Below are 23,829 nucleotides of genomic sequence, written 5' to 3'. Positions count from 1 at the left end.
AGCTGCCCGCTTGGTCTTAGCGTCGGCGGGCGAGGAGGTGCTAGGATACTGATCCGACCTAGGGACGGCCACTACGGCTGTCTTGTTGAGGCCCTATTTAGGCCTTACAAAATGTTGCGCATGAACGAGCTGGCTAAAAAACAGTCTGTTACGCATCGAATTTTATTTACCGACGCGCCCCCTGGCGCGTCGCTACCTTGAGATAGCCGTCTCCATGTTTGGTTCCAACGACGACAAGAAGACCCCAGCTGCGGCTGGCGAGAAGAAAGGCCTGTTCGGATGGCTGCGCAAAAAGCCGCAGGAAACCGTCGTCGAACAGCCGCAGGTTCAAGCAGAACCGATCCCCGAATCCTTAGTAGAAGCCGAACCGGTTGCCGAGATGCCGGCCCCGGTGGTGTTGCCGATGGCCGAGCCGGTGTTGCAGCCGGTGGTTGAGGCTGAACCCGAGCCGGAGCCAGAACCAGAACCTGCGCCCGAGCCGTGGTTGGTGTTGCCGGTGGCCGAAGAGCCCGTGGCACTGGTTGAAGACGAGCAAGCCGAGCACGTGACGCCGCCGATTCCGGCCGTCGCGGAGCCGGTGGCCGTTGTGGTTGCAGCGCCGCCGGTGGTTGAAGCGCCCGCGCCGGTGGTCGCCGAGCCTGTGCCGGTTGTGGTCGCCGCGCCAGCGGTCATCGAAGAACCTGCCGCGCCCGCCGAAACCAGCAAGACCGGCTTCTTTGCCCGCCTCAAGCAAGGCCTGAGCAAGACCAGCGCCAGCATCGGCGAAGGCATGGCCAGCCTGTTCCTCGGCAAGAAGACCATCGATGACGAGCTTCTGGAAGACATCGAAACCCGCCTGCTGACCGCCGACGTGGGTGTGGAAGCCACCGCCGTGATCATCCAGAGCCTGACCCAGAAGGTCGCGCGCAAGCAGCTGACCGACGCCGATGCGCTCTACAAGTCGCTGCAGGCCGAGTTGGCGAACATGCTCAAGCCAGTGGAAGCGCCGCTGGTGATCAATACGCAGAACAAGCCATTCGTGATTCTGGTGGTGGGCGTCAACGGCGCCGGCAAGACCACCACCATCGGCAAGCTGGCCAAGAAGCTGCAACTGGAAGGCAAGAAAGTCATGCTCGCCGCCGGTGACACCTTCCGCGCCGCCGCCGTGGAGCAATTGCAGGTGTGGGGCGAGCGCAACAAGATCCCGGTCATCGCCCAGCACACCGGCGCCGATTCGGCCTCGGTGATCTTTGATGCGGTACAGGCCGCCAAGGCGCGCAACATCGACGTGCTGATCGCCGATACCGCCGGTCGCCTGCACACCAAAGACAACCTGATGGAAGAGCTGAAGAAGGTCCGCCGCGTGATCGGCAAGCTCGACGCCGATGCGCCTCACGAGGTGCTGCTGGTGCTGGACGCCGGTACCGGCCAGAACGCCATCAGCCAGGCCAAACAATTCCACCAGACGGTCCAGCTGACCGGCCTGGCATTGACTAAGCTCGACGGCACGGCCAAGGGCGGTGTGATCTTCGCCCTGGCCAAGCAGTTCGGGTTGCCGATTCGTTACATCGGCGTCGGTGAAGGCATCGACGACCTGCGCACTTTTGAAGCCGAACCCTTTGTACAGGCACTGTTTGCCGAGCGGGAGCGTTCATGATTCGTTTCGAACAGGTCGGTAAACGCTACGCCAACGGGCATGTCGGCTTGCATGAGCTGAGTTTCCGGGTGCGTCGCGGCGAATTCTTGTTTGTCACCGGCCATTCGGGCGCCGGTAAAAGTACCTTGTTGCGCCTGCTGCTGGCCATGGAACGCCCAACCACTGGCAAATTGCTGTTGGCGGGCCAGGACCTGGCCACCATCAGCAACGCGCAGATTCCATTCCTGCGCCGGCAGATCGGCGTGGTGTTCCAGAATCACCAGTTGCTGTTCGACCGCACGGTGTTCAACAACATCGCCTTGCCGCTGCAGATCCTCGGGCTGTCCAAGGCCGAAATCGTCAAACGTGTGGATTCGGCCCTGGAGCGCGTTGCGCTGTCGGACAAGACCGACCTCTACCCCGGCGACCTGTCCACCGGCCAGCAACAGCGCGTCGGCATCGCCCGCGCCATCGTGCACCGCCCGGCCTTGCTGCTGGCGGACGAACCCACCGGTAACCTCGACCCGCGCCTGGCCGCAGAAATCATGGGCGTGTTCGAAGACATCAACCGCCTGGGCACCAGCGTGCTGATCGCCAGTCACGACCTGGCGTTGATCGCCCGCATGCGCCACCGCATGCTCACCCTGCAACGCGGCCGCCTGATCGGTGACGGGGAGGCTGGGGTATGAGTGCGACACGCAGCCCGAAGGTTTCCGAGCGCGTTGCGCCAAAACCGGCCGATCCGCAGCCACAGAAGAAAAAACGCGACGAAGACGACGGCCCCGATTTCAGCACCCAGGTGCACGCCTGGATTGAAAGCCACCGTGCGAGCCTGGTCGACAGCCTGCGCCGCCTGGGCAAGCAGCCGATCGGCAGCTTCTTTACCTGCCTGGTGATGGCCGTGGCCTTGAGCCTGCCGATGGGGTTGTCGCTGCTGCTTAATAATGTGGAGCGCCTGGGCGGCTCATGGCAGCGGGCGGCGCAGATTTCCCTGTACCTGGACCTGGATGCCAGCGCCAAAGACGGCGAAGCGCTGCGCGACGAGATCAAAGGTCTTCCGGGTGTGGCCGAGGCTGAGTACATCAGCCGCGATCAAGCCCTGGAAGAGTTCCAGCAACAGTCGGGCCTGGGCGAGGCACTCAAGGAGTTGCCGCAAAACCCGCTGCCGGGCGTGGTGTTGGTGACGCCGGATGAAGTCGACAAGACGACCCTGGAAGCTCTGCGGCAAAAACTCGCAGAGCTGCCCAAGGTCCAACAGGCGCAACTTGACCTGGTCTGGGTCGAGCGTTTGGCGGCGATTCTCAAGCTGGGCGACCGGTTTGTGTTCGGCCTGACGGTGTTGTTGGTGTCTGCATTACTTTTGGTGATAGGCAATACCATTCGTCTTCATATTGAAAACCGCCGCACCGAGATAGAAGTGATTAAACTCGTCGGCGGCACCGACAGCTATGTGCGTCGTCCTTTTCTGTACATGGGCGCGCTTTATGGCTTCGGTGCGGGGATTCTGTCCTGGGGCGTGCTGGCATTTGGCCTGAATTGGCTGAACGACGCGGTAGTGGGGCTCGCCGGCTTGTACGGCAGTGATTTTGCCCTCGCCGGCGTACCGGCAGCCGATGGTCTGTCATTGTTGCTTGGCGCAGTGCTCTTGGGGTATATCGGTGCTTGGATTGCGGTCGCACGGCATTTACGTGAGCTGGCACCGAAGTAGTTAATGCCTGGGTAATGTGGTTTCGTTTGTATTGACCGTATCAGTGGTTTAGGGAACTTGTCCTACGGTTCCCGGTCAATTTTCGCAGTGCTGAACTGCACGAGTTATGTGAGTCGGAGGTTTTTTCGTATGACCACTTCTTTGCAACCTGCTTATGCTCTGGTCCCGGGTGCGAACCTGGAGGCGTATGTGCACACGGTCAACAGCATTCCATTGCTGACGCCCGAGCAGGAGCGTGAACTGGCCGAGAGTCTCTACTATGAGCAGGATTTGGGGGCGGCTCGGCAGATGGTGCTCGCCCACCTGCGTTTTGTCGTACATATCGCCCGTAGCTATTCCGGCTACGGCCTGGCCCAGGCTGACCTGATTCAGGAAGGCAACGTGGGCCTGATGAAGGCTGTAAAGCGCTTCAACCCGGAAATGGGTGTGCGCCTGGTGTCGTTTGCCGTGCACTGGATCAAGGCGGAAATCCACGAGTTCATCCTGCGCAACTGGCGCATCGTGAAAGTCGCGACCACCAAGGCCCAGCGCAAACTGTTCTTCAACCTGCGCAGCCAGAAGAAACGCCTGGCGTGGCTGAACAATGAAGAAGTGCATCGCGTGGCCGAAAGCCTCGGCGTTGAGCCACGTGAAGTGCGCGAGATGGAAAGTCGCCTGACCGGCCATGACATGGCCTTCGACCCGGCCGCCGAAGCGGACGACGACAGCGCCTTCCAATCGCCGGCCAACTACCTGGAAGACCACCGGTACGACCCGGCGCGTCAACTGGAAGACGCCGACTGGAGCGACAACTCCAACCACAACCTGCACGAAGCGCTGGAAGTGCTGGACGACCGCAGCCGTGACATCCTCTACCAACGCTGGTTGGCGGAAGAAAAAGCCACGCTGCACGACCTGGCGCAGAAGTACAACGTGTCGGCCGAGCGGATTCGTCAGCTCGAGAAGAGTGCGATGAACAAGCTGAAACTGTCGATCGCTGCCTGAACAGCTGCGAAGTGACAAAAAAATGCCCCGATCGAGAGATTGGGGCATTTTTGTTTGTGTTCACACCATTCGAATTCAACTCAGCCCACTGTGGGAGCTGGCTTGCCTGCGATGAGGGCCTGCCAGCCTACACATTTGCAGGCTGACACACCGCTATTGCAGGCAAGCCCGCTCCCACATTTGTTTTTGTGTTGTGTCAGTCGGACCAGGGAGCTTTGCGTGAGGTGTTCAGCTCATTCAGGTAGCTATCGCCACCCAACTGACTCATCTGCTGCCGAATCCAGGCGGCCCGTCGCGCGACATACGACGTTGGATGGCTGGCACTCCACACCCGCGGATTAGGCAGCACCGCCGCCAGGTAGCTGGCCTGCTGGCGGGTCAGTGCCTTGGCGCTCACCCCAAAATGATGCCGCGCCGCCGCTTCTGCGCCAAACACGCCGTCATCCCATTCCACGCTATTGAGGTACACCTCAAGAATTCGCTGCTTGGGCCAGAAAATCTCGATCAACCCGGTAAACCAGGCTTCGAGGCCTTTGCGGAAATAGCTGCGGCCGGTCCACAGAAACAGGTTTTTCGACACCTGCTGGCTCAAGGTGCTGGCGCCGCGAATCGAGCCGCCGCGTTCGTTATGCAGCAACGCCGCCTGGATCGCACCGAAGTCAAAACCCCAATGTTGCGGGAAGCGCTGATCTTCGCCCGCCATCACCGCCACTTTCAGTTCGTCGGAGATCTGGTCCCACGGCACCCACGTGCGCTGTACGTCAATCGGTTCACCGTCGACCCAGGATTCGACCTTGCGCTCAACCATCAGCATGGTCCCCGGTGGCGGCACGACACGGAACAGCAGCACCAGCAACACACTGGCGATGGCGAACCACTTGAGGACTTTGAGAAAACGCTTGAAGAGGAGACGCAGCATAGAGATGGCTTGGCCGAACCCGTTGAGCGGGCCATTATACAGACCCTGCCCACCGAGTCTGACTGGAGTTCCTCATGTTGCGTGGCTTTCTGATGCTGGCTGCCTTTTTCGGTTTCACCGGCGTTGCCCTTGGCGCGTTTGCCGCCCACGGCCTGAAAAACCGCCTGAGCGCCGAGTACCTGGCGATTTTCCACACCGGCGTGACTTACCAGTTAGTGCACACCCTGGCGCTGTTCGGTGTGGCGCTGTTGGCGGCACATATCCCGGGCCGCCTGGTGACGTGGGCGGGCGTGTCCTTTGCTGTGGGCATCCTGCTGTTCTCCGGCAGCCTCTATGTGCTGACCCTGACCGGTATCAGCAAGCTGGGCATCATCACCCCGTTCGGAGGCCTGGCTTTCCTGCTGGGCTGGTTCTTCCTGGGCCTCGCGGCCTGGCGTCTTCAGGCCGTCTGAAGCTGGCAGCAGGTTGCTGACCGGAGGGCTTGGGTCATCACCGCCGATCACGCTAGAATGCTGGCCCCTAAAAACGATGGCGGCCCGTGGCATGCGCATTCAGTTGAACGGCGAATCCTTTGAACTGCCCGACGGTGCAACCGTTGCGGCCCTGCTGACCCGTCTGGACCTGACCGGACGCCGTGTCGCAGTGGAGCTCAACCTGGATATCGTCCCGCGTAGCCAGCACGCCGAGACCGCGCTCACCGAAGGCGACCAGGTCGAAGTGGTCCACGCCATCGGCGGCGGCTAGCCGTCCGGCGCTCAAGGGCGCCAACCCGCATTCTGCAGAACCTCACCCCAACTCGAGGATTTCCCATGAGCATCGTTCGTAGCGACAAGCCCTTCGTCCTGGCCGGTCGTACCTACCAGTCCCGCCTGCTGGTCGGCACCGGCAAGTACCGCGACATGGAAGAAACCCGCCTGGCCATCGAAGCCTCGGGCGCCGAGATCGTCACCTTCGCCGTGCGCCGCACCAACCTCGGCCAGATCGAAGGCGAGCCGAACCTGCTCGACGTGCTGTCGCCGGATCGCTACACCTTCCTGCCGAACACGGCCGGTTGCTACGACGCTATCGAAGCCGTGCGCACCTGCCGCCTGGCCCGTGAGCTGCTCGACGGCCACAACCTGGTGAAGCTGGAAGTGCTGGCCGACCAGAAAACCCTGTTTCCCAACGTGATCGAAACCCTCAAGGCCGCCGAAACCCTGGTCAAAGAAGGCTTCGACGTGATGGTCTACACCAGCGATGACCCGATCATCGCCCGCCAACTGGCCGAAATCGGCTGTATCGCCGTCATGCCGCTGGCCGGCCTGATCGGTTCCGGCCTGGGCATCTGCAATCCGTACAACCTGCAGATCATCCTTGAAGAAGCCAGGATTCCGGTGCTGGTGGATGCGGGTGTGGGCACTGCCTCCGACGCCACCATCGCCATGGAGCTGGGTTGCGATGCGGTGCTGATGAACTCGGCCATCGCCCACGCGCAGCAACCGATCATGATGGCTGAAGCCATGAACCACGCAATCGTCGCGGGCCGCCTGGCGTACCTCGCCGGGCGCATGCCGAAAAAACTTTACGCCAGCGCCTCCTCGCCGCTGGATGGTCTGATCAAGTAAGAGCCATTGATGACTGAATCAAACGAAACGCCGAACACCGTGGAAGAAGGCGACGAGTCCAAGCACCGCCGCATCAAGAGTTTTGTGATGCGCGCCGGTCGCATGACCGAAGGCCAGCAAAAAGGCCTGGAGCAGGGCACGCCGCTGTTCGTCCTGCCGCTGGCGGATGCACCGGTGGATTATGACCAGGTGTTCGGCCGTTCGGCGCCACGCTCCCTGGAAATCGGCTTCGGCATGGGCCATTCCCTGCTGGAAATGGCCGCGGCCTCGCCGGAGCAGGATTTTATCGGGGTTGAAGTACACCGTCCGGGTGTGGGCGCGCTGCTCAATGGCGTGCTGACCCAGGGCCTGACCAACCTGCGGGTCTACGACTGCGACGCGATCGAAGTGCTCAACCGCTGCATCGCCGACAACAGCCTCGACCGCCTGATGCTGTTCTTCCCGGACCCCTGGCACAAGAGCCGTCACCACAAGCGCCGCATCGTCCAGGCGTCATTCGCGGAACTGGTGCGCAGCAAGCTGAAAGTGGGCGGTGTGCTGCACATGGCCACCGATTGGGAGCCGTATGCCGAATACATGCTGGAAGTGATGGACGTTGCCCCTGGCTACCGCAACCTGGCGGAAGACGGCAAATGCGTCCCGCGCCCGGCTGAACGGCCGATCACCAAGTTCGAACGTCGCGGCGAGCGGCTCGGGCATGGGGTGTGGGATTTGAAGTTCGAGAAAGTGGACTAACTCGCCACAGCCATGAAATGCAACTCACTGTAGGAGCGAGCTTGCTCGCGAAAAACCAACAGGCGACGCGTGCTACCTGATAGCGCTGCGTTATCGTTGACGTTCTTCGCGAGCAAGCCCGCTCCTACAGTGGCTTGTGCCGTTCCTGGAGTCAGCGCCGATCCGCCACAACCCCAATCAACACCAGCACCACCAACAGCACCGGCGCCAGGCTGTAGTTGTTGAACTGGCTCAACCCCCGAACAATCCACGGTGTGGCATAGATCAGCGCCGCACCGCTGCCGATCATGCACACCAGCGCCATCAGCGGTACGCGTAACGCGCCCGCGATGCTGCCCAGCCGTGCTTCGACCCAGCCCTTGATGTCGGCGCCAAACAGCACCAGCAGGCAGCCGACGAGCGCCAGGGAGATTTCCGACAGGTTGCTACGGCTCCAACGGGACACGGTGGCGAGTAGATCAAGTACCAAATCCATTCGATTTCCTTAAGAGCAATCAGCTCAGAAACTTCTGCAGCAGGTCATTGAGAAAGAGTTGCCCGCGGTCGGTGGCCGCCAGGCGTGACGGTTCGACCTGCATTAAGCCACTTTGTTCGGCATCCTTACGGGCTTCATCGAGGCTCGCCAGGTCGAGTCCGGTGCGCTCGGCGTAAAGCTTCGCCTCGACACCGTCGGTAAGACGCAGGGCGTTCATCAGGAACTCGAACGGTAGCTCTTCGTTGGTCAGTTCTTTGGACCCGGCCAGGTAGTTTTTCGCCGGGTTGAGGTAGTCCTTCGGCGCCCGGGTTTTCCAGGTGCGCACGATGCGCCCGTCCGGGTGGCTGAGCTTGCCGTGGGCGCCGGCACCAATGCCGATGAAGTCGCCAAAGCTCCAGTAGTTCAGGTTATGCCGCGCCGGTCGGCCCGGCTGGGCGTAGGCCGAGACTTCGTACTGGGCGTAACCGTGTTCGGCGAGCAATGCCTGGCCAGCTTCCTGGATGTCCCACAGGGTGTCGTCTTCCGGCAGCACCGGGGGCTGGTTCCAGAACACCGTGTTGGGTTCCAGGGTCAGTTGGTACCAGGATAAATGCGTGGGCTTGAGGGCGATGGCCTGGCGCAGGTCGCCCAGGGCGTCGTCCAGGGACTGATCGGGCAAACCGTGCATCAGGTCCAGGTTGAAGTTGTCGAACCCGGCCTGGCGCGCCATGCCGGCGGCACGCACGGCTTCGTCGCCGTTGTGGATACGGCCCAGGGCCTCAAGTTTTTCCTGCTGGAAGCTCTGGATGCCAATCGACAGCCGATTGATCCCCAGCTTGCGGTACGCCACGAACTTCTCTTGCTCGAAGGTACCGGGGTTGGCTTCCAGGGTGATCTCGATGTCTGCGGCAAACGGGATACGCGCTTCCACACCCTTGAGCAGTCGGCCCAGCGCCGCGGCGCTGAAGAGGCTTGGGGTGCCCCCGCCGAAGAAGATCGAACTCAGCTCCCGGCCATACACCGCATGCAGGTCCAGATCGAGGTCGGCCAGCAATGCGTCGACGTACTCTTCTTCCGGCAGCACCTTGCTGGCGGTGTGGGAGTTGAAGTCGCAATAAGGGCATTTGCGCACGCACCACGGGATGTGGATGTACAGCGCCAGGGGCGGAAGGTGAGGCAGGGCCGCCCGAGGGGTTTGCGCGCCACCGAGAATCAGTGGCTGCGCGGAGGTGTTCTGGGTCATTTCAAACCCAGACGCTGGCGCAGCAAATCCATTGCGCGGGCGCGGTGGCTGATCTGGTTCTTGTCGGCGGGGCTCAGTTCGGCGCTGGAGACATTGCGCTCCGGCACCCAGAACAACGGGTCGTAGCCGAAACCGTGTTCACCGCTGGCCGCGTGCAGGATGCGCCCGTGCCACAGGCCTTCGCAGAGGATCGGCAATGGGTCATCGGCGTGGCGCACCAGGGCCAGCACGCAGACAAACTGCGCGCCGCGCTCGGCGTCCGGCACGTCCTTGAGGGTGTCCAGCAGCTTGGCATTGTTGGCGGCGTCGCCTTTACCATCGGCATAACGCGCCGAGTAGATGCCCGGTGCGCCGCCGAGGAAGTCCACCGCCAAGCCCGAATCGTCGGCCAGTGCCGGCAGGCCGGAAATGCGCGCGGCATTGCGGGCCTTGAGGATGGCGTTTTCGACAAACGACAGGCCGGTCTCCTCCGGCTCTACCTGGCTGAACTCGCCAATCGAGCGCAGTTGCACGGAGTGACCGAGCATGGCCTGGAGTTCTTTGAGTTTGCCGGCGTTATGGCTGGCCAGTACGAGTTGTGTGAGGTTCATCATTGCGCCGGAAACAGTTCCTGGTTGAAACTGAAACCGTGGGCTTTGCCACCGGTTTCAACGTTGATGGTGAAAATCTTGGTTTCCTGCTGCGGCACCGGGTACTGGGCGACGTAAAGCGTAGAACCTTTCTGGGTGATTTTCTTGAACGTCAGCATCTCACTCTTGCCGCCCAGGTCTTTGATTGTGCCGGTGACGGTGGCGTCTATCGATTCCACGCCCTTGTTCACGAACACATTGATCATGCCCAGCTCTTTACTGCGTACGATTCCGGCTTCCTGGGCCATTTCCGGCGTGAGGAAACTGGTGGTCAGGGTGTTGTAGTGCACCGTGATATCGCCGAATTCTTTCTGGCGATTACCATCGATAACATCCGCCGCCATAGCGCTGACGCTCAGGCACGCGGTGAGTAGAAAAGCAGCCAAACGACTCATGATCGTCCTCCTTGAAAATGGTTAGACGGCAATCTGGTGGTCCGTCAGGCCCGGGCTGCTGACCCGGTAGATCCCGATCTCACCCAACAGGTTAGGCCATAGCTTACTCGCCCAGCCGTGACGGTGCTGTTGATCGACGGCAAGGCGGTTGATGACTTTGGCATCACGCTCGCCACACAGCGCTTCGAAGTCCTCGAAGGTGCAGAAGTGGATGTTGGGCGTGTTGTACCAGGTGTACGGCAGGAAGTCCGACACCGGCATGCGGCCCTTGGTGGCCAGGTACCAGCGGCAGCGCCAGTGGCCGAAATTGGGGAAGGTGATGATGCACTGGCGGCCAACGCGCAACATTTCGTCGAGGATCCGGTCCGGGTAGTGCACGGCTTGCAGGGCCTGGGTCATGACCACGATGTCGAAGCTGTTGCTGGCAAAGTTGCCCAGGCCCTTGTCCAGGTCCTGCTCGATCACGTTGATGCCCTTGGCCACGCACTGGGCGATGTTGTCCGGGTCGTTTTCCAGGCCGTAGCCGGTGACTTGCTTGTTGTCGCGCAGCCAGCTCAGCAGTTCGCCATCGCCGCAACCCAGGTCGAGCACGCGGCTGCCAGCGGGGATCCAGTCTTGGATGATGTCCAGGTCGGCTCTCATGGCGTTCTTCTCACAGTGCAATTCGGTTCATGTAGTTGCTGAAGGCCTGCAGGTAGCGCGGGATCGGGATCAGGAAGGCGTCGTGGCCTTGCGGTGCATCGATCTCCAGGTAGCAGACGTCTTTCTTGGCGGCCATCAGCGCATCCACCAGTTCCCGCGAGCGGGCTGGCGAGAAGCGCCAGTCGGTGGTGAACGACATCACGCAGAACTTGGACGTGGCGTTTTCGAAGGTTTTTGCCAGGTCATCGTCGAAGTTCGCCGCCGGGTCGAAGTAGTCCAGGGCCTTGGTCATCAGCAGGTAGGTGTTGGCGTCGAAACGCCCGGAAAACTCCTCGCCCTGATAGCGCAGGTAGCTTTCGACCTGGAACTCGACACTGTGGAAGTCGTAGTTGAGCTTCTCGCTCTTGAGCCCGCGGCCGAATTTCTCGCCCATGGAGTCATCCGACAGGTAGGTGATGTGCCCGACCATTCGCGCCAGCATCAGCCCGCGCTTGGGGATCACGCCGGCTTCCTGGAACGAACCGCCGTGGAACTCGGGGTCGGTGAGGATCGCCTGGCGCGCCACTTCGTTGAAGGCGATGTTCTGCGCCGACAACTTGGGGGCCGAGGCGATGGCCAGGCAATGGCGCACCCGGTCCGGGTAGGTGATGGTCCATTGCAGGGCCTGCATGCCGCCCAGGCTGCCGCCAATCACGGCGGCCCATTGGGCGATGCCCAGGGTGTCGGCCAGGTGGGCCTGGCTGTGCACCCAGTCTTCCACGGTCAAGACCGGGAAGTCGGCACCAAACGGCTTGCCGGTGTCAGGGTTGAGGCTGCTGGGGCCGGTGGAGCCGTTGCAGCCGCCGAGGTTGTTCAGGCTGACCACAAAGAACTTGTTGGTGTCGATGGGCTTGCCGGGGCCGATGCAACTGTCCCACCAGCCGGGCTTGCGCTCATCCACGCTGTGGAAACCCGCAGCATGGTGATGACCGGACAGGGCGTGGCAGATCAGCACGGCATTGCTGCCGGTGGCGTTCAGTTGGCCGTAGGTTTCATAGATCAGGTCGTAGGCGGGCAGCGAACGGCCGCAGGCGAGGGCCAGCGGTTCGCTGAAGTGCGCCACTTGGGGCACGACCAGTCCAACAGAATCGGGGGGGAAGGCAGCTGGCATCGACCCTGCTCTCGTTTAAATGAGGCGTAAGTCTAAAGACCGCTGCACCCAGCGGCAAGCAAAGGCCCGCAGAGGTTTTTTTTAAGGCTTTTAGTGGCGAGGGCGCTTGCTCCCGTTGGCGCGCGGAGCGCTCCCAATCCGGCCGCCGCAATTGTGCAGGTGCAGCGGGGTCATCCTTTTTGGGGCTGCTGCGCAGCCCAGCGGGAGCAAGCTCCCTCGCCACATTGTTGTCAGATAAGACCGAACAGTTCTTTGGGCATGAAGGCATAGAACGCCAGGCGTGGAATCACCCAGCTTTGCAGCAACTGAATCGCAATAAACGCAAAGATCGGCGAGATATCCAGGCCACCCAGGTTCGGTATCAGGCGGCGGAACGGCGCCAGCACCGGTTCAGTGATCTGCGCTACCAGCTCGGCGCCAGGGCTGCGGCTGCCCGGGGCGACCCAGGACAGGATCACGCTGATGATCATCGACCAGAAAATGATCTTCAAAAACAGCGAGAAAATCCCGATCAGCGCCCACGGCAGCAACAGCAGCGTGGTGGCCTGGTAGCCGTTAAGCAGCAGGATGACCGCGAACAGCAGGATCTGCAGCAACAGCGCCAGCACCAGCGAGGACATGTCCAGGCCGAACAGGCTCGGGATCACCCGGCGCAGCGGCTTGAGCAGCGGTTGGGTGGCCTTCACCACGAATTGGCACAGTGGGTTGTAGAAGTTCGCCCGCACCAGTTGCAGGATAAAGCGCATCAGCACGATCAGCAGGTACAGGCTGCCCAGCGTCTGGATGATGAAAATGGCAGCGTCATTGATTCCGAGCATGTTTGATTCCTATGTGGGGGACGACTATTTGCCCAGCTGCTCGGCCATTTCGGCCGAACGATGTGCTGCGGCACCCAGTGCTTTTTCCACCAGGGCTTCAAAGCCCCCGGCCTGGAATGATTCGATTGCCGCTTGGGTGGTGCCGCCCGGCGAGGTCACGCGACGGCGCAGCTCGGCGGCGTCGACATCACTGGCCACGGCCATTTGTGCGGCGCCCAGGGCGGTTTGCTCGGCCAGTTGCTCAGCGACTTCGTGTGGCAAGCCCAGTTTCACGCCGGCGGCGGTCATGGATTCGATCAGCAGGAAGAAGTAGGCCGGGCCGCTGCCGGACACGGCGGTCACGGCATCCAGCTGCTGCTCATGTTCCAGCCACAGGGCGATACCCACGGCGGACAACAGCTCCTGTGCCTGGTCGCGTTGGGCGGCGGTCACCTCTGTTGTGGCGTACAAACCGCTCACGCCCTTGCGCAGCAGCGCCGGGGTGTTGGGCATGCAGCGCACGATGGGCTGGGCGCCGAGCCAGGTGTTCATGCTGGCGCAGGTGATGCCGGCGGCGATGGACACCACCAGTTGGTGGGGCTTGAGGCTCGGGCGCAGGCTTTCGCACACGGCTTTCATGGCTTGTGGCTTGACCGCCAGCACCACCACATCAACGCCTTCAATCGCTTGTGCGTTGTCGGCGAAGGTTTCGATGCCGTGCTCGGCGCTGACGCGGGCGCGGGTGTCGGCGCCCGGATCGCTGGCGCGAATCTGTTGTGCTTCCAGGCCCTTGGCCCGCAGGCCGCCGATCAGGCTGGCCGCCATGTTACCGGCGCCGATAAAGGCAATACGCGTGTTGCTCATGACAGGTCCTTACTCAGATGGAAGTCAGCCATTTCACGGCTGGCCGTAGTCGCGGGCACCAAACAGGGCGGTACCGATCCGCACCCAGGTGGCCCCTTGGGCGATGGCCGACTCAAGGTCATGGCTCATGCCCATGGAAAGTGTGTCGAGCGGCAGGTTCAGGCCCGCTTGCAGGTCGCGCACGGTGGCGAAGGCTGCGTCCTGCTCTGCACGGTCGTCGGTCGGTTCGGGGATCGCCATCAAGCCACGCAGCTTCAGGCGCGGCAGGGCGCTGATGGCGTCGGCCAGGGCAGGCAGGTCGGCGGGTGTACAGCCGGACTTGCTGGCTTCACCACTGACGTTGACCTGGATGCAGATATTCAGCGGCGGCAGGTCAGCCGGGCGTTGCTCGGACAGGCGTTGTGCAATTTTCAAGCGGTCCACGGAATGCACCCAAGCGAAGTTCTCGGCGATCGCACGAGTCTTGTTCGATTGAATGGGGCCGATGAAGTGCCAACTCAAGGGCAGGTCAGTTAATTCGGCCTGTTTGCCCAAGGCTTCCTGCAGATAGTTCTCGCCAAAGTCACGCATCCCGGCGGCATAGGCTTCGCGCACGGCGTCTGCAGGTTTGGTCTTGCTCACGGCCAGCAGGTGCACGCTGTCTGCGTCGCGCTGCGCGGCCTGGGCTGCTGCACGGATCCGCTCGGAAACCAGGCCGATGTTGTCTGCTATGGTCGACATTCAAGTTGCGCCCGTGGATATGGAGTCCGCGGCATTCTACTGGAAATGGAAAGCCCTATGGATATCACTGAACTGCTGGCCGCCAGCGTGCGCCTGCGGGCCTCAGACCTGCATCTGTCGGCCGGGTTGGCGCCGATGTTGCGAGTCGATGGCGAAGTCTGGCCCCTCGACTGGCCGGTGCTCGAGCCTGCGCAAGTGGCGGAGCTACTCAGCCCTTTACTCAACAATCACCAGCAAAAGGATTTCGAAACATCTCTTGAAACGGATTTTGCCTTCGAGTTGCCCGACGTGGCGCGGTTTCGGGTGAATGTGTTCCAGCAGCACCGGGGCATGGGCGCGGTGTTTCGGACCATCCCTTCAACGGTGCAGAGCCTGGAAAGCCTGGGATTGGGTGAGGTGTTCCGGTGCATTTCGGACATGCCCCGCGGGCTGGTATTGGTCACCGGGCCGACCGGTTCCGGCAAGTCCACGACGTTGGCGGCGATGATTGATTACCTCAACACCCATCGCCGCCAGCACATCCTCACCCTTGAAGACCCGATCGAGTTCATCCATCACCCGAAAAGCGCCCTGATCAACCAGCGGCAGGTGCATCGCGACACCCACAGTTTCTCGGCCGCGCTGCGTTCGGCGTTGCGGGAGGACCCGGATGTGATTCTGGTGGGGGAATTGCGAGACCTGGAAACCATCCGCCTGGCGCTGACAGCGGCGGAAACCGGGCATCTGGTGTTCGGCACGTTGCACACCACCTCAGCGGCAAAAACCGTGGACCGGGTGGTGGATGTGTTTCCGGCCGGGGAAAAGGCCATGGTCCGCTCGATGCTCTCGGAGTCCTTGCAGGCGGTGGTGTCCCAAGTGCTGGTGAAGAAGATCGGCGGCGGGCGGGTGGCGGCTCACGAAATCATGTTGGGCACACCGGCGATCCGTAACCTGATCCGCGAAGACAAAGTGGCGCAGATGTACTCGGCGATCCAGACCGGCGGGGCGCTGGGGATGAAGACGTTGGACATGAGCTTGAAGGAATTGGTCAGCCAGGGGCTGATCAGCCGGGAGCATGCCCGGGAGAAGGCGAGGGTGCCTGGGGATATTTGAGATCGCTTGGACGATGAACATTTAATGCAGGCCTGGCTTATGCGGGAGCCGGGCTTGCCCGCGATGCAGGCACCCCGGTGTATCAGTCACACCGCGGTGATGCTATCGCAGGCAAGCCAGTTCCCACACAAGCCCGCTCACCACAGCAAGCCAGCTCCCACATCAGCCTCAGATCAGCGCTGCACAATCCGCAGGTTGTTTTGTTCTTTAGGCAGAACACGCTTGGCAATCGCGTAGTTCTTGTCCCAGAACGGCTTCTTCAGCGTATCGATGCTCACGGACTTGCCACGACGCGGTGCGTGGATAAAGCGGTCGTTGCCCAGGTAGATGGCAACGTGGTTCACCTGGCGGCTCTTCAGTTTGAAGAACAGCAGGTCACCCGGTTTCAAATCCTTGCGCTCAACTTTCATGCCGTGGCCAGCAGCCATGGCGTTGGAGGTGCGCGGCAAATCCACGGCTTTTACGTCGTTAAACGCATATTTCACCAAACCGCTGCAGTCGAACCCTTTACTTGGGCTGCTGCCGCCCCAACGATAAGGTGTACCGAGCACGTTGACGGCGCGGCTGAGGACATTGCTGCTTTGCTTGGTGTTGACGGCCATCAGCCCTGGAGCTGTTTTACCGTGGGCCTTGCTCAGTTGAGTCGGGCGCTTGACGGTCAGCTTTACCGATTTGGCGGAGCTGGTGGTGGCGTGAACTTTAGGGGTGAAACCGTTGACGCTGGGAAGTCGTTGCTCACGATTGGTGGCGTGGGCGGCCAGTGGCATTAATAGGCAAATGGTTAGCCATGTCTTGAAAAATGGTCGCATTAGGCAAGGCTCTTTTTGGTTTGCGCGCAACTTTATAACAGCTTTTCGTGTCTTTCTCAGGCCGTTTGTCGACTGAACCCTGGGGTCAAATTCAGGAAAACCGTGACGAATTGCCGCGATTGTCCTACACAACTCAGGCGGTATAAGGCTTTGAGGGAAGCGAAGATACCATTTGCCACACGTCGGGCGCTCGTAAAAAAGTCACAAAGAAACCAGAAATATTTATCTATCGAGGCAAAAGGGGTACTCCATGAACACCTATCGACAGGATGTTTCGCAACAAGACACCCACAGCAAGGTGATCGGTTACCTGCTCTGGATTTTCGGTTTTACCGGTGCTCACCGCTTTTATTACGGCAAACCGGTGACCGGGACGATCTGGTTCTTCACCTTCGGGTTGCTGGGGATTGGCTGGCTGATCGACTTGTTCCTGATTCCGGCGATGGACCGGGAAGCGGACCTGCGATTTACCGCCGGGCCGATTGAATACAACGTGGCGTGGATCCTGTTGGCGTTCCTGGGTGTGTTCGGGTTGCACCGCATGTACCAGGGCAAATGGATCAGCGGGATCATTTACCTGCTGACTGGGGGCTTGTTTCTGATTGGTGTGCTGTATGACTTCTGGACGTTGAATACGCAGATTTCGATCCGTAATGCCGAGCGCAACGGCGCTCGTTAAGCACTCTGAACCAATGTGGGAGCTGGCTTGCCTGCGATGCGGGCACCTCGGTGTATCTGATGTACCGAGGTGATGCTATCGCAGGCAAGCCAGCTCCCACATTTGACCGTGCCCACATTAGAGGTGCGAGGGGTCACGCCTGGTAGCTGATCCGCCCATCCACCAGCGTGTACCGCACAGTCGCCGGCAGGCTATGGCCGATGAACGGGCAGTTTTCGCCCTTGGACAGCCAGTGTTCCCCGGCAATCGTGGAGCTGGCCGGGTCAAACAGCACCAGGTCTGCCGCCGAACCCACCGCCAACTTGCCCGCCGGCAGGCGCAGCGCCTCGGCAGGGCCCGCACTGAGGCGCGCCAGCAGCGTCGGCAGGTCCAGCAAGCCATCCTCCACCAATGTCATTGCCAGCGGCAGCAACAGTTCCACACTGCTGATGCCCGGCTCTGTCGCGCCGAACGGTGCCAGCTTGGCATCCCGCTCGTGAGGCTGGTGATGGCTGGAAATCGCCGAAACCACCCCGGACTTCACCGCCGCGCGCAAACCGTCACGGTCAGCGCGGGTACGCAGGGGCGGCTGCACGTGATACAGGCTGGAGAAGTCGATCAACGCCTCATCCGTCAAAATCAGCTGATACAGCGCCACATCCGCCGTCACCGGCAAACCCCGGGCTTGCGCCTGAGCGATCAGGGCCACGCCGCGAGCGCTGGTCAACTGGCTGAAGTGCGCGCGTACGCCGCTTTGCTCCACCAACAGCAGGTCCCGGGCCAGGGCCACGGTTTCAGCGGTTTCCGGAATGCCCGGCAGGCCGAGGAAGCTCGCGGTGGCGCCTTCGTGGGCCAGGCCGCCTTCGGCCAGGTCACGGTCCTGAGAGTGGAAAATCACCGTCAGGTCGAAGGTCGCGGCGTATTCCAGCGCACGGCACAGGGTGCGGGTGCTGCGAAAGCTCTCCAGACCGTTGCCAAAGGCCACGCAGCCGGCGTCGCGCAAGGCGATCAGCTCGGCAAGTTGTTCGCCGTCCAGGCCTTTGCTCAGGGCGCCGATGGGGAACACTTTGCAGTTGCCGGCTTCGCGGGCACGGTCGAGGATCAGTTCGGTCACCGCCGAAGTGTCCAGCACCGGCTTGGTGTGGGGCGGGCAGCACAGGCTGGTGACGCCACCGGCCGCGGCGGCGCGGGTTTCGCTGGCGATGCTGCCTTTGCGGCTGTAGCCCGGCTCGCGCAGGGCGACACTCAGGTCCACCAGCCCGGGCGCGGCGATCAGGCCGGTGGCATCGATGGTTTCGCTGGCGCTGAAGCCTGCGGGGGCGGCGCCAATGGCAATGATCTTGCCGGCTTCCAGGTGCAGATCGGTAACTTGATCCAGGCCGCTGGCCGGATCGATGACTCGGGCGCCGAGAATGCTGAGCTTCACTGGGCGTTCTCCTGCTCGAATTGACGTTGTGCGGTTTGCCCGCTCATGGCCATGGACAACACCGCCATGCGCACGGCGATGCCGTAGGTCACCTGGTTGAGAATCACCGACTGCGGGCCGTCGGCCACCGCCGACTCAATCTCCACGCCACGGTTGATCGGGCCCGGGTGCATCACGATGGCATCCGGCTTGGCACCGGCCAGGCGGGCGGTGGTCAGGCCGAACAGGCGGTAGAACTCGCCTTCGCTCGGCAGCAGGCCGCCGGCCATGCGCTCGCGTTGCAGGCGCAGCATGATCACCACGTCCACATCCTTCAGGCCTTCGGCCATGTTGGTGTAGACCTTCACGCCGTATTGCTCGATGCCGATCGGCAGCAGGGTTTTGGGCGCGATCACGCGGATGTCCGGGCAACCCAGGGCTTTGAGGGCCAGCATGTTCGAGCGCGCTACCCGCGAGTGCAGGATGTCGCCGACGATGGCCACCGAGAGGTTTTCAAAGCTGCCTTTGTGCCGACGGATGGTGAGCATGTCGAGCATGCCTTGGGTCGGGTGGGCGTGGCGGCCGTCGCCGCCGTTGATGATTGCCACGTTCGGGCACACGTGCTCGGCGATGAAGTGCGCGGCGCCGGAGTCGCCGTGACGCACCACGAACATGTCGGCGGCCATCGCTTCCAGGTTGCGCAGGGTGTCGAGCAGGGTTTCGCCCTTGCTCGCCGACGAAGTGGACACGTTCAGGGTGATCACGTCAGCCGACAGCCGCTGGGCAGCCAGCTCAAAGGTGGTGCGGGTGCGGGTCGAGTTCTCGAAGAACACGTTGCAGATGGTCTTGCCGCGCAACAGCGGGACTTTTTTCACCGCCCGGCCGCCGACTTCGAGGAACGAGTCGGCCGTGTCGAGGATTTCGGTGAGCAGTTCGCGGGGCAAGCCGTCGAGGGACAGGAAGTGTTGCAGCTGGCCCTGAGCATTGAGCTGCAGCGGGCGCTTGGCATCTAGAGGCGTCATCGCGGGGACTCTTTACAAGGCGGTTTAAAGGGCAAGGTCTTGCAGTTCGAGTTCGAGCGGCGTGGGACCGGACAATTTTACCCGCTGATGGGCTTCAAGGGACAGCGTGGCGCCGACCACGTCCGGGCTGATCGGCAATTCGCCGGCGTCCAGGTCGAGCAGGCAGACCAGGGTCACGCTGGCCGGGCGGCCGTAGTCGAACAGTTCGTTCATGGCGGCGCGAATCGTGCGACCGCTCATCAGTACGTCATCGATCAGCACCAGGTGCTGGCCTTCGATCTCGAACGGCAGCGCCGAAGGGCGCACTTGGGGGTGCAGGCCGTTCTGGCTGAAGTCGTCGCGGTAGAAAGACACGTCCAGGGTGCCCAGGGGCGAGTCACTGCCCAGTTCTTCCAGCAGCGCCTGGGCCACCCACACGCCACCGGTGCGAATGCCGATAAAACGCGGCTCGCTGATGGCACGGTGTTCCAGGTGCGCCTTGAGGCGGATCGCCATCTGGCTGATCAGGTCGGCGGGATTGGGCAGGCTCATGGGTGCTCCTTCTAGGCCTCGCGCAGGCAAGGTCCGGGCTCAAACGTAAGAAGACGCGGCAAGCCGCGTCAGTCAGGATTCAAATAAAGCGGTGTTTTCATCCAGCCAGCCCTGCAACAGCAAGGCCGCGGCGATGGCATCCACCGGGTTGTCGCGGTAACTGCCTTTCTGTCCGCCACGGTCGCGGCGCTCGCCCTTGGCCTCAAAGGTGGTCAGGCGTTCGTCGTGGGTATAGAAGGGCAGGTTGTAGCGGCCATTCAGGCGGCGGGCGAATTTTTCGGCCCGCAGGCACATCTCGCTCGGGGTGCCGTCCATGTTCAAGGGCAGGCCGACCACGACGGCGTCGGGCTTCCATTCCTTGATCAGTGCTTCGACCTGGTTCCAGTCCGGCACGCCGTTCTGGGCTTTCAGGGTGCACAGCTCGCGGGCCTGGCCGGTGATGACCTGGCCGACAGCGACGCCAATCTGTTTGGTGCCGTAGTCAAAACCGAGGATCAGACGCAAGGCCATCAGGCGTGCCCCGCCTGGCTGGTCAACAGGCTGAGGTTGATTCGCAGCTTGGCGGCGGCGGCTTCCAGGCGCAGTTCGCTGGGGGTGTTGAACAGGATGTCGGCGTCAAACGGGCAGGTCAGCCAGGCATTGCTCGCCAGCTCAGCCTCCAGTTGCCCGGCTTCCCAGCCGGCGTAGCCCAGGGTGATCACACTTTGATCAGGCCCCACGCCATCGGCGATCGCAAACAGCACATCCTGGGACGTGGACAGGGACAACCCTTCAAGGTCCACGGTCGCCTGGAATTTCGGCCCGGTGGGGTGCAACACAAAACCCCGGTCCGTCTGCACCGGCCCGCCGATGTAGATCGGTACGTGCTGGCAACTGGCAGGTGGGTCGATGTCCGGGCGCAATTGCTCGAGGATATCGGCCAGGTTCAGGTCTTGCGGGCGGTTGACCACCAGCCCCATCGCACCATTGGCGGTGTGCTCGACGATGTAGGTCAAGGTCTGCGCAAAGTTCGGGTCGGCCATATGGGGCATGGCGATCAGGAATTGGTGCTTGAGGTAGGTCGGGCTGACATTTTTCATGTCCGCTAGTGTGGCGTTGGAGGGGCAAACTGACAAGCTGAGGATGCGCAGGAATTGGTTTGGCGTGTTGATTCTCTGTAGGAGCGAGCTTGCTCGCGAAAAACCTGAGAGCGCCGGGGTAAACCAGGAAGCCCGCGTTATCGTTCGCGACCTTCGCGAGCAAGCTCGCTCCTACAGAGAGCCGGGTCGATTAGTTGCTGGAAAGCCGATCACCCTTGGCAAAGCGCCAGGTGCGAATGATTTCCAGGCGGTCGATGTCGGCCAGGTCTCCGGTGAACGGCGCAAAAGGCGCCGCCAGGCGCACGATGCGTTGCGCCGCCTGGTCCAGCAGCGGCTGGCCGGAGGACTCCAGCACCTGCACTTCATATAAGGTGCCATCGCTGTTGATCGACACCAACAGCCGCAAATTGCCGTAGATCTGCTGGCGGCGGGCTTCATCCGGGTAGTTCAGGTTGCCGATGCGCTCGACCTTCTTGCGCCACTCGTCCTTATACCAGGCGCCTTTGTCGCGCATGGTGGAGGCGGCGTTCAGGCGGTAGATTCGCGGGCGCTTGGCGTACAGCTGTTGTTCGTGGGCCAGTTCGGCTTCCAGGCTGGAGATTTCGCTGGAGAGTTGCGAGCTGTCAAAGGTTGGGGCTCGCGGAGTGGGCGCGGGTTCGGTCTTGGCCTTTTCGCGCTGGGTCGGGGCTTTGTGGGGTTTGGGCGCCACGGTGGTGACCGCTGCCTTGGGTGCGGCCTGTTTCACTTCCGGCTTGGGCGCCGGCGGTGGCGTGACTTTATTGACCTTGTTGTCCTGGAACGGCGCCACTTCAGTGGTCTTGGGCACGGCCTTCTTGTCGAGGGTGCCGCTGCCTTGCTGGTTGTCCTGGGCGAGGAAGTCAGCCTTCTCGGGCTTCTTTTCGCTTTTGAAGGTGGCGAGGGTGATCTCCAGGGTCTTGGTGATCTGCTTGGGCTCGGCAAAGGTGAAGCCCAGGCCGAGGATCAGTGCCAGGTGAATCAACGCCGCCAGAAACAGGGTAAATCCAAGCCGATCAGCCGGGCGCACGCCGCTGTGGGAGAGTTCGGGGGGCAGATCGGACGGGAGCGTCATGACAAGAAAACCAACATCGCGCATTTCACAGGTGGGGCATGATAGCGCAATGTTGGTTTGTGTCCGGTTGTTCTATGTCACTTGGCTTGTAGCTTGGAGGCAATCGCCGCCATCAGCATTTCGCCGATGTTCGTGCCAAATGCATTGTCGATCTCGCGAATACAGGTCGGGCTGGTGACGTTGATTTCGGTGAGGTTTTCGCCAATTACGTCCAGTCCTACAAACAGCAGGCCTTTTTCGCGCAGGGTCGGGCCGACTTGGGCGGCAATCCAGCGATCCTTGTCGGTCAGCGGGCGGGCTTCACCCCGGCCACCGGCCGCCAGGTTGCCGCGGGTCTCGCCGGCGGCCGGAATACGCGCCAGGCAGTAAGGCACCGGCTCGCCGTCGATCATCAGGATGCGTTTGTCACCGTCCTTGATCGCCGGAATGTAGGCCTGGCCCATGATCTGCTGGGTGCCCAGCGCGGTCAGGGTTTCCAGGATCACCGACAGGTTCGGGTCGCCGGCGCGGTGGCGGAAAATCGACGTGCCGCCCATCCCGTCCAGCGGCTTGAGGATCACATCACCGTGCTTGGCGGCGAATTCACGCAGCACATCGGCGCGGCGGCTGACCACGGTCGGCGGCGTGCACTGCGGGAACAGCGTGGCGAACAGCTTTTCGTTGCAGTCCCGCAGGCTCTGGGGCTTGTTGACGATCAGCACGCCCGCGCGTTCGGCCTGCTCCAGCAGGTAGGTGGAGTAGACGAACTCCATGTCGAACGGCGGGTCCTTGCGCATCAGGATCACGTCGAGGTCGCTCAGGGGGCTGTCGATTTCGTCTTGCAGTTCGAACCACTTCTCAGGGTTGGCAAACACCTGCAGGGGGCGCATCCGTGCCCGCGCTTCACCGTCACCCTGGTAAAGGTCCGGCTGTTCCATATAGAACAGGCTCCAGCCGCGGGCCTGGGCGGCCAGCAGCATGGCCAGCGAGCTATCCTTTTTATAGGAGATGCTGGCGATAGGGTCCATGACAATGCCGACGCGAACGCTCATGGGGGATTTCCTCTAGCAAATAAGGGCGCATAAAAGTGGCGTCAGAGTGGCGCTGCGGCTGTTGTGGGTCAAGGAAAAACCACCGGGCGGGTCGGCCGATAGATTGCGTTCTGAGACTGTGCTAAAAAGGCTGCCATGGCGTATCAGCCCTTGAATTCCGAGGCTTACGGCGCTCATCCTGTGCAACATCAGGCAGTACACACCGAAAACCTATTCGCTGTGGCGATGGTAGAGCAGATATGGAACAGCATTCCAACGCCTTGAAAGTGATGGTGATCGACGATTCGAAAACGATTCGCCGCACGGCCGAAACACTGTTGAAGAACGTAGGGTGCGACGTCATCACGGCCATCGACGGTTTCGATGCCCTGGCCAAGATTGTTGACCATCACCCGCACATTATCTTTGTCGACATCATGATGCCGCGCCTGGATGGTTATCAGACCTGCGCCCTGGTGAAGAACAACCCGGCGTTCAAGTCGATCCCGGTGATCATGCTGTCCTCCAAGGATGGCCTGTTCGACAAGGCCAAGGGGCGCATCGTCGGTTCTGATCAATTTTTGACCAAGCCTTTCAGCAAGGAAGAACTGCTGAGTGCGATCAAGGCCTATGTACCGGGCTTCGCCGCAGTAGAACAAGCACACTGACGAGGG

General features: G+C 61.6%; 29 protein-coding genes. 11 read left to right on the top strand and 18 right to left on the bottom strand.

Annotated elements, in window-relative coordinates; translation table 11 throughout:
- Positions 1-214: 214 nt before the first annotated feature.
- From ftsY to rpoH, 4 genes are all read left to right on the top strand, one after another.
- The gene (ftsY, locus tag HX855_RS16915; RefSeq protein WP_177086877.1) at positions 215-1,636 is read left to right on the top strand and encodes a signal recognition particle-docking protein FtsY; all 1,422 of its coding nucleotides are present in this window, start codon (positions 215-217) and stop codon (positions 1,634-1,636) included.
- On the top strand, positions 1,633-2,304 hold the full coding sequence (ftsE, locus tag HX855_RS16910; RefSeq protein WP_003213784.1) for a cell division ATP-binding protein FtsE: 672 nt from the start codon (positions 1,633-1,635) through the stop codon (positions 2,302-2,304). The genes ftsY and ftsE overlap by 4 nt, the downstream gene beginning before the upstream one ends.
- Positions 2,301-3,323 (top strand): permease-like cell division protein FtsX, encoded by a 1,023-nt coding sequence (ftsX, locus tag HX855_RS16905; protein ID WP_177086879.1) that lies wholly within the window; start codon positions 2,301-2,303, stop codon positions 3,321-3,323. Before ftsE ends, ftsX begins: the two co-directional genes overlap by 4 nt.
- A gap of 129 nt (positions 3,324-3,452) precedes the next feature.
- Positions 3,453-4,307, top strand: a complete 855-nt coding sequence (gene rpoH, locus HX855_RS16900) for an RNA polymerase sigma factor RpoH (RefSeq protein WP_003176698.1) — start codon at positions 3,453-3,455, stop codon at positions 4,305-4,307.
- 196 nt (positions 4,308-4,503) lie between these two features.
- On the opposite strand, the gene mtgA is transcribed toward rpoH, so the two are convergent.
- Positions 4,504-5,226 (bottom strand): monofunctional biosynthetic peptidoglycan transglycosylase, encoded by a 723-nt coding sequence (gene mtgA / locus HX855_RS16895; protein ID WP_177086881.1) that lies wholly within the window; start codon positions 5,224-5,226, stop codon positions 4,504-4,506.
- 74 nt (positions 5,227-5,300) lie between these two features.
- On the opposite strand from mtgA, the gene HX855_RS16890 reads away from it, so the two are divergent.
- From HX855_RS16890 to trmB, 4 genes are all read left to right on the top strand, one after another.
- Positions 5,301-5,678, top strand: a complete 378-nt coding sequence (locus HX855_RS16890; RefSeq protein WP_177086883.1) for a DUF423 domain-containing protein — start codon at positions 5,301-5,303, stop codon at positions 5,676-5,678.
- A 91-nt stretch (positions 5,679-5,769) separates the two neighbouring features.
- Positions 5,770-5,970 carry a sulfur carrier protein ThiS gene (gene thiS, locus HX855_RS16885; protein ID WP_177086885.1) on the top strand — a complete coding sequence of 67 codons (201 nt, stop codon included), beginning with the start codon at positions 5,770-5,772 and terminating at the stop codon, positions 5,968-5,970.
- A 65-nt stretch (positions 5,971-6,035) separates the two neighbouring features.
- Positions 6,036-6,830: a thiazole synthase gene (locus HX855_RS16880; RefSeq protein WP_177086887.1), complete on the top strand. Its 795-nt coding sequence runs from the start codon at positions 6,036-6,038 to the stop codon at positions 6,828-6,830.
- A 9-nt stretch (positions 6,831-6,839) separates the two neighbouring features.
- Positions 6,840-7,565, top strand: coding sequence for a tRNA (guanosine(46)-N7)-methyltransferase TrmB (gene trmB, locus HX855_RS16875; RefSeq protein WP_177086889.1), 726 nt, complete (start codon positions 6,840-6,842; stop codon positions 7,563-7,565).
- Positions 7,566-7,716: 151 nt separating this feature from the next.
- Here trmB and HX855_RS16870 read toward each other — a convergent pair whose 3' ends face one another.
- The 9 genes from HX855_RS16870 to HX855_RS16830 form a co-directional block, all read right to left on the bottom strand.
- Positions 7,717-8,040, bottom strand: a complete 324-nt coding sequence (locus HX855_RS16870) for a DUF3392 domain-containing protein (RefSeq protein WP_003213776.1) — start codon at positions 8,038-8,040, stop codon at positions 7,717-7,719.
- Between the two features lie 19 nt (positions 8,041-8,059).
- Positions 8,060-9,262 (bottom strand): radical SAM family heme chaperone HemW, encoded by a 1,203-nt coding sequence (hemW, locus tag HX855_RS16865; RefSeq protein WP_256353022.1) that lies wholly within the window; start codon positions 9,260-9,262, stop codon positions 8,060-8,062.
- Entirely contained in the window at positions 9,259-9,855 is a 597-nt protein-coding gene (rdgB, locus tag HX855_RS16860; RefSeq protein WP_177086891.1) for an RdgB/HAM1 family non-canonical purine NTP pyrophosphatase, read from the bottom strand. The genes hemW and rdgB overlap by 4 nt, the downstream gene beginning before the upstream one ends.
- Complete coding sequence (locus HX855_RS16855) at positions 9,852-10,286, bottom strand: DUF4426 domain-containing protein (protein WP_177086893.1); 435 nt, start codon at positions 10,284-10,286, stop codon at positions 9,852-9,854. Before HX855_RS16855 ends, rdgB begins: the two co-directional genes overlap by 4 nt.
- 21 nt (positions 10,287-10,307) lie before the next feature.
- Positions 10,308-10,928 carry a methionine biosynthesis protein MetW gene (gene metW, locus HX855_RS16850; RefSeq protein ID WP_177086895.1) on the bottom strand — a complete coding sequence of 207 codons (621 nt, stop codon included), beginning with the start codon at positions 10,926-10,928 and terminating at the stop codon, positions 10,308-10,310.
- Between the two features lie 10 nt (positions 10,929-10,938).
- Positions 10,939-12,078: a homoserine O-acetyltransferase gene (locus tag HX855_RS16845; protein WP_177086898.1), complete on the bottom strand. Its 1,140-nt coding sequence runs from the start codon at positions 12,076-12,078 to the stop codon at positions 10,939-10,941.
- A gap of 230 nt (positions 12,079-12,308) precedes the next feature.
- Positions 12,309-12,896 carry a YggT family protein gene (locus HX855_RS16840; RefSeq protein ID WP_177043870.1) on the bottom strand — a complete coding sequence of 196 codons (588 nt, stop codon included), beginning with the start codon at positions 12,894-12,896 and terminating at the stop codon, positions 12,309-12,311.
- A 24-nt stretch (positions 12,897-12,920) separates the two neighbouring features.
- Positions 12,921-13,739 (bottom strand): pyrroline-5-carboxylate reductase, encoded by an 819-nt coding sequence (gene proC / locus HX855_RS16835; RefSeq protein ID WP_177086900.1) that lies wholly within the window; start codon positions 13,737-13,739, stop codon positions 12,921-12,923.
- A 33-nt stretch (positions 13,740-13,772) separates the two neighbouring features.
- Entirely contained in the window at positions 13,773-14,459 is a 687-nt protein-coding gene (locus HX855_RS16830) for a YggS family pyridoxal phosphate-dependent enzyme (RefSeq protein WP_177086902.1), read from the bottom strand.
- Positions 14,460-14,516: 57 nt separating this feature from the next.
- On the opposite strand from HX855_RS16830, the gene HX855_RS16825 reads away from it, so the two are divergent.
- Positions 14,517-15,551 (top strand): type IV pilus twitching motility protein PilT, encoded by a 1,035-nt coding sequence (locus HX855_RS16825; RefSeq protein ID WP_177086904.1) that lies wholly within the window; start codon positions 14,517-14,519, stop codon positions 15,549-15,551.
- A 173-nt stretch (positions 15,552-15,724) separates the two neighbouring features.
- On the opposite strand, the gene HX855_RS16820 is transcribed toward HX855_RS16825, so the two are convergent.
- On the bottom strand, positions 15,725-16,360 hold the full coding sequence (locus tag HX855_RS16820; RefSeq protein ID WP_177086906.1) for a C40 family peptidase: 636 nt from the start codon (positions 16,358-16,360) through the stop codon (positions 15,725-15,727).
- A 250-nt stretch (positions 16,361-16,610) separates the two neighbouring features.
- Between HX855_RS16820 and HX855_RS16815 the strand changes: the two genes are divergently transcribed.
- On the top strand, positions 16,611-17,039 hold the full coding sequence (locus HX855_RS16815; RefSeq protein ID WP_177086907.1) for a TM2 domain-containing protein: 429 nt from the start codon (positions 16,611-16,613) through the stop codon (positions 17,037-17,039).
- Between the two features lie 133 nt (positions 17,040-17,172).
- On the opposite strand, the gene HX855_RS16810 is transcribed toward HX855_RS16815, so the two are convergent.
- The 7 genes from HX855_RS16810 to gshB form a co-directional block, all read right to left on the bottom strand.
- Positions 17,173-18,444 (bottom strand): dihydroorotase, encoded by a 1,272-nt coding sequence (locus tag HX855_RS16810; protein ID WP_177086908.1) that lies wholly within the window; start codon positions 18,442-18,444, stop codon positions 17,173-17,175.
- The gene (locus HX855_RS16805) at positions 18,441-19,445 is read right to left on the bottom strand and encodes an aspartate carbamoyltransferase catalytic subunit (protein WP_177086910.1); all 1,005 of its coding nucleotides are present in this window, start codon (positions 19,443-19,445) and stop codon (positions 18,441-18,443) included. The genes HX855_RS16810 and HX855_RS16805 overlap by 4 nt, the downstream gene beginning before the upstream one ends.
- A 24-nt stretch (positions 19,446-19,469) precedes the next feature.
- Positions 19,470-19,976: a bifunctional pyr operon transcriptional regulator/uracil phosphoribosyltransferase PyrR gene (pyrR, locus tag HX855_RS16800; RefSeq protein ID WP_003213746.1), complete on the bottom strand. Its 507-nt coding sequence runs from the start codon at positions 19,974-19,976 to the stop codon at positions 19,470-19,472.
- A gap of 72 nt (positions 19,977-20,048) precedes the next feature.
- A complete protein-coding gene (ruvX, locus tag HX855_RS16795) occupies positions 20,049-20,486 on the bottom strand; it encodes a Holliday junction resolvase RuvX (protein ID WP_003213744.1) in 438 nt (145 codons plus the stop codon).
- Positions 20,486-21,055, bottom strand: a complete 570-nt coding sequence (locus HX855_RS16790) for a YqgE/AlgH family protein (protein ID WP_003213742.1) — start codon at positions 21,053-21,055, stop codon at positions 20,486-20,488. The genes ruvX and HX855_RS16790 overlap by 1 nt, the downstream gene beginning before the upstream one ends.
- 190 nt (positions 21,056-21,245) lie before the next feature.
- Positions 21,246-22,145 carry an energy transducer TonB gene (locus HX855_RS16785; protein ID WP_177086912.1) on the bottom strand — a complete coding sequence of 300 codons (900 nt, stop codon included), beginning with the start codon at positions 22,143-22,145 and terminating at the stop codon, positions 21,246-21,248.
- 77 nt (positions 22,146-22,222) lie between these two features.
- Positions 22,223-23,176: a glutathione synthase gene (gene gshB, locus HX855_RS16780; RefSeq protein ID WP_010167673.1), complete on the bottom strand. Its 954-nt coding sequence runs from the start codon at positions 23,174-23,176 to the stop codon at positions 22,223-22,225.
- A gap of 239 nt (positions 23,177-23,415) precedes the next feature.
- Between gshB and pilG the strand changes: the two genes are divergently transcribed.
- On the top strand, positions 23,416-23,823 hold the full coding sequence (gene pilG, locus HX855_RS16775) for a twitching motility response regulator PilG (RefSeq protein ID WP_003213736.1): 408 nt from the start codon (positions 23,416-23,418) through the stop codon (positions 23,821-23,823).
- The last annotated feature ends 6 nt before the right edge of the window (positions 23,824-23,829 follow it).

The sequence above is a fragment of the Pseudomonas sp. IPO3778 genome (assembly GCF_013386825.1).
GTDB lineage: Bacteria > Pseudomonadota > Gammaproteobacteria > Pseudomonadales > Pseudomonadaceae > Aquipseudomonas.
The sequence above is the reverse complement of the archived record's forward strand: the minus strand, read 5'-3'. Positions and strand labels throughout refer to the sequence as shown.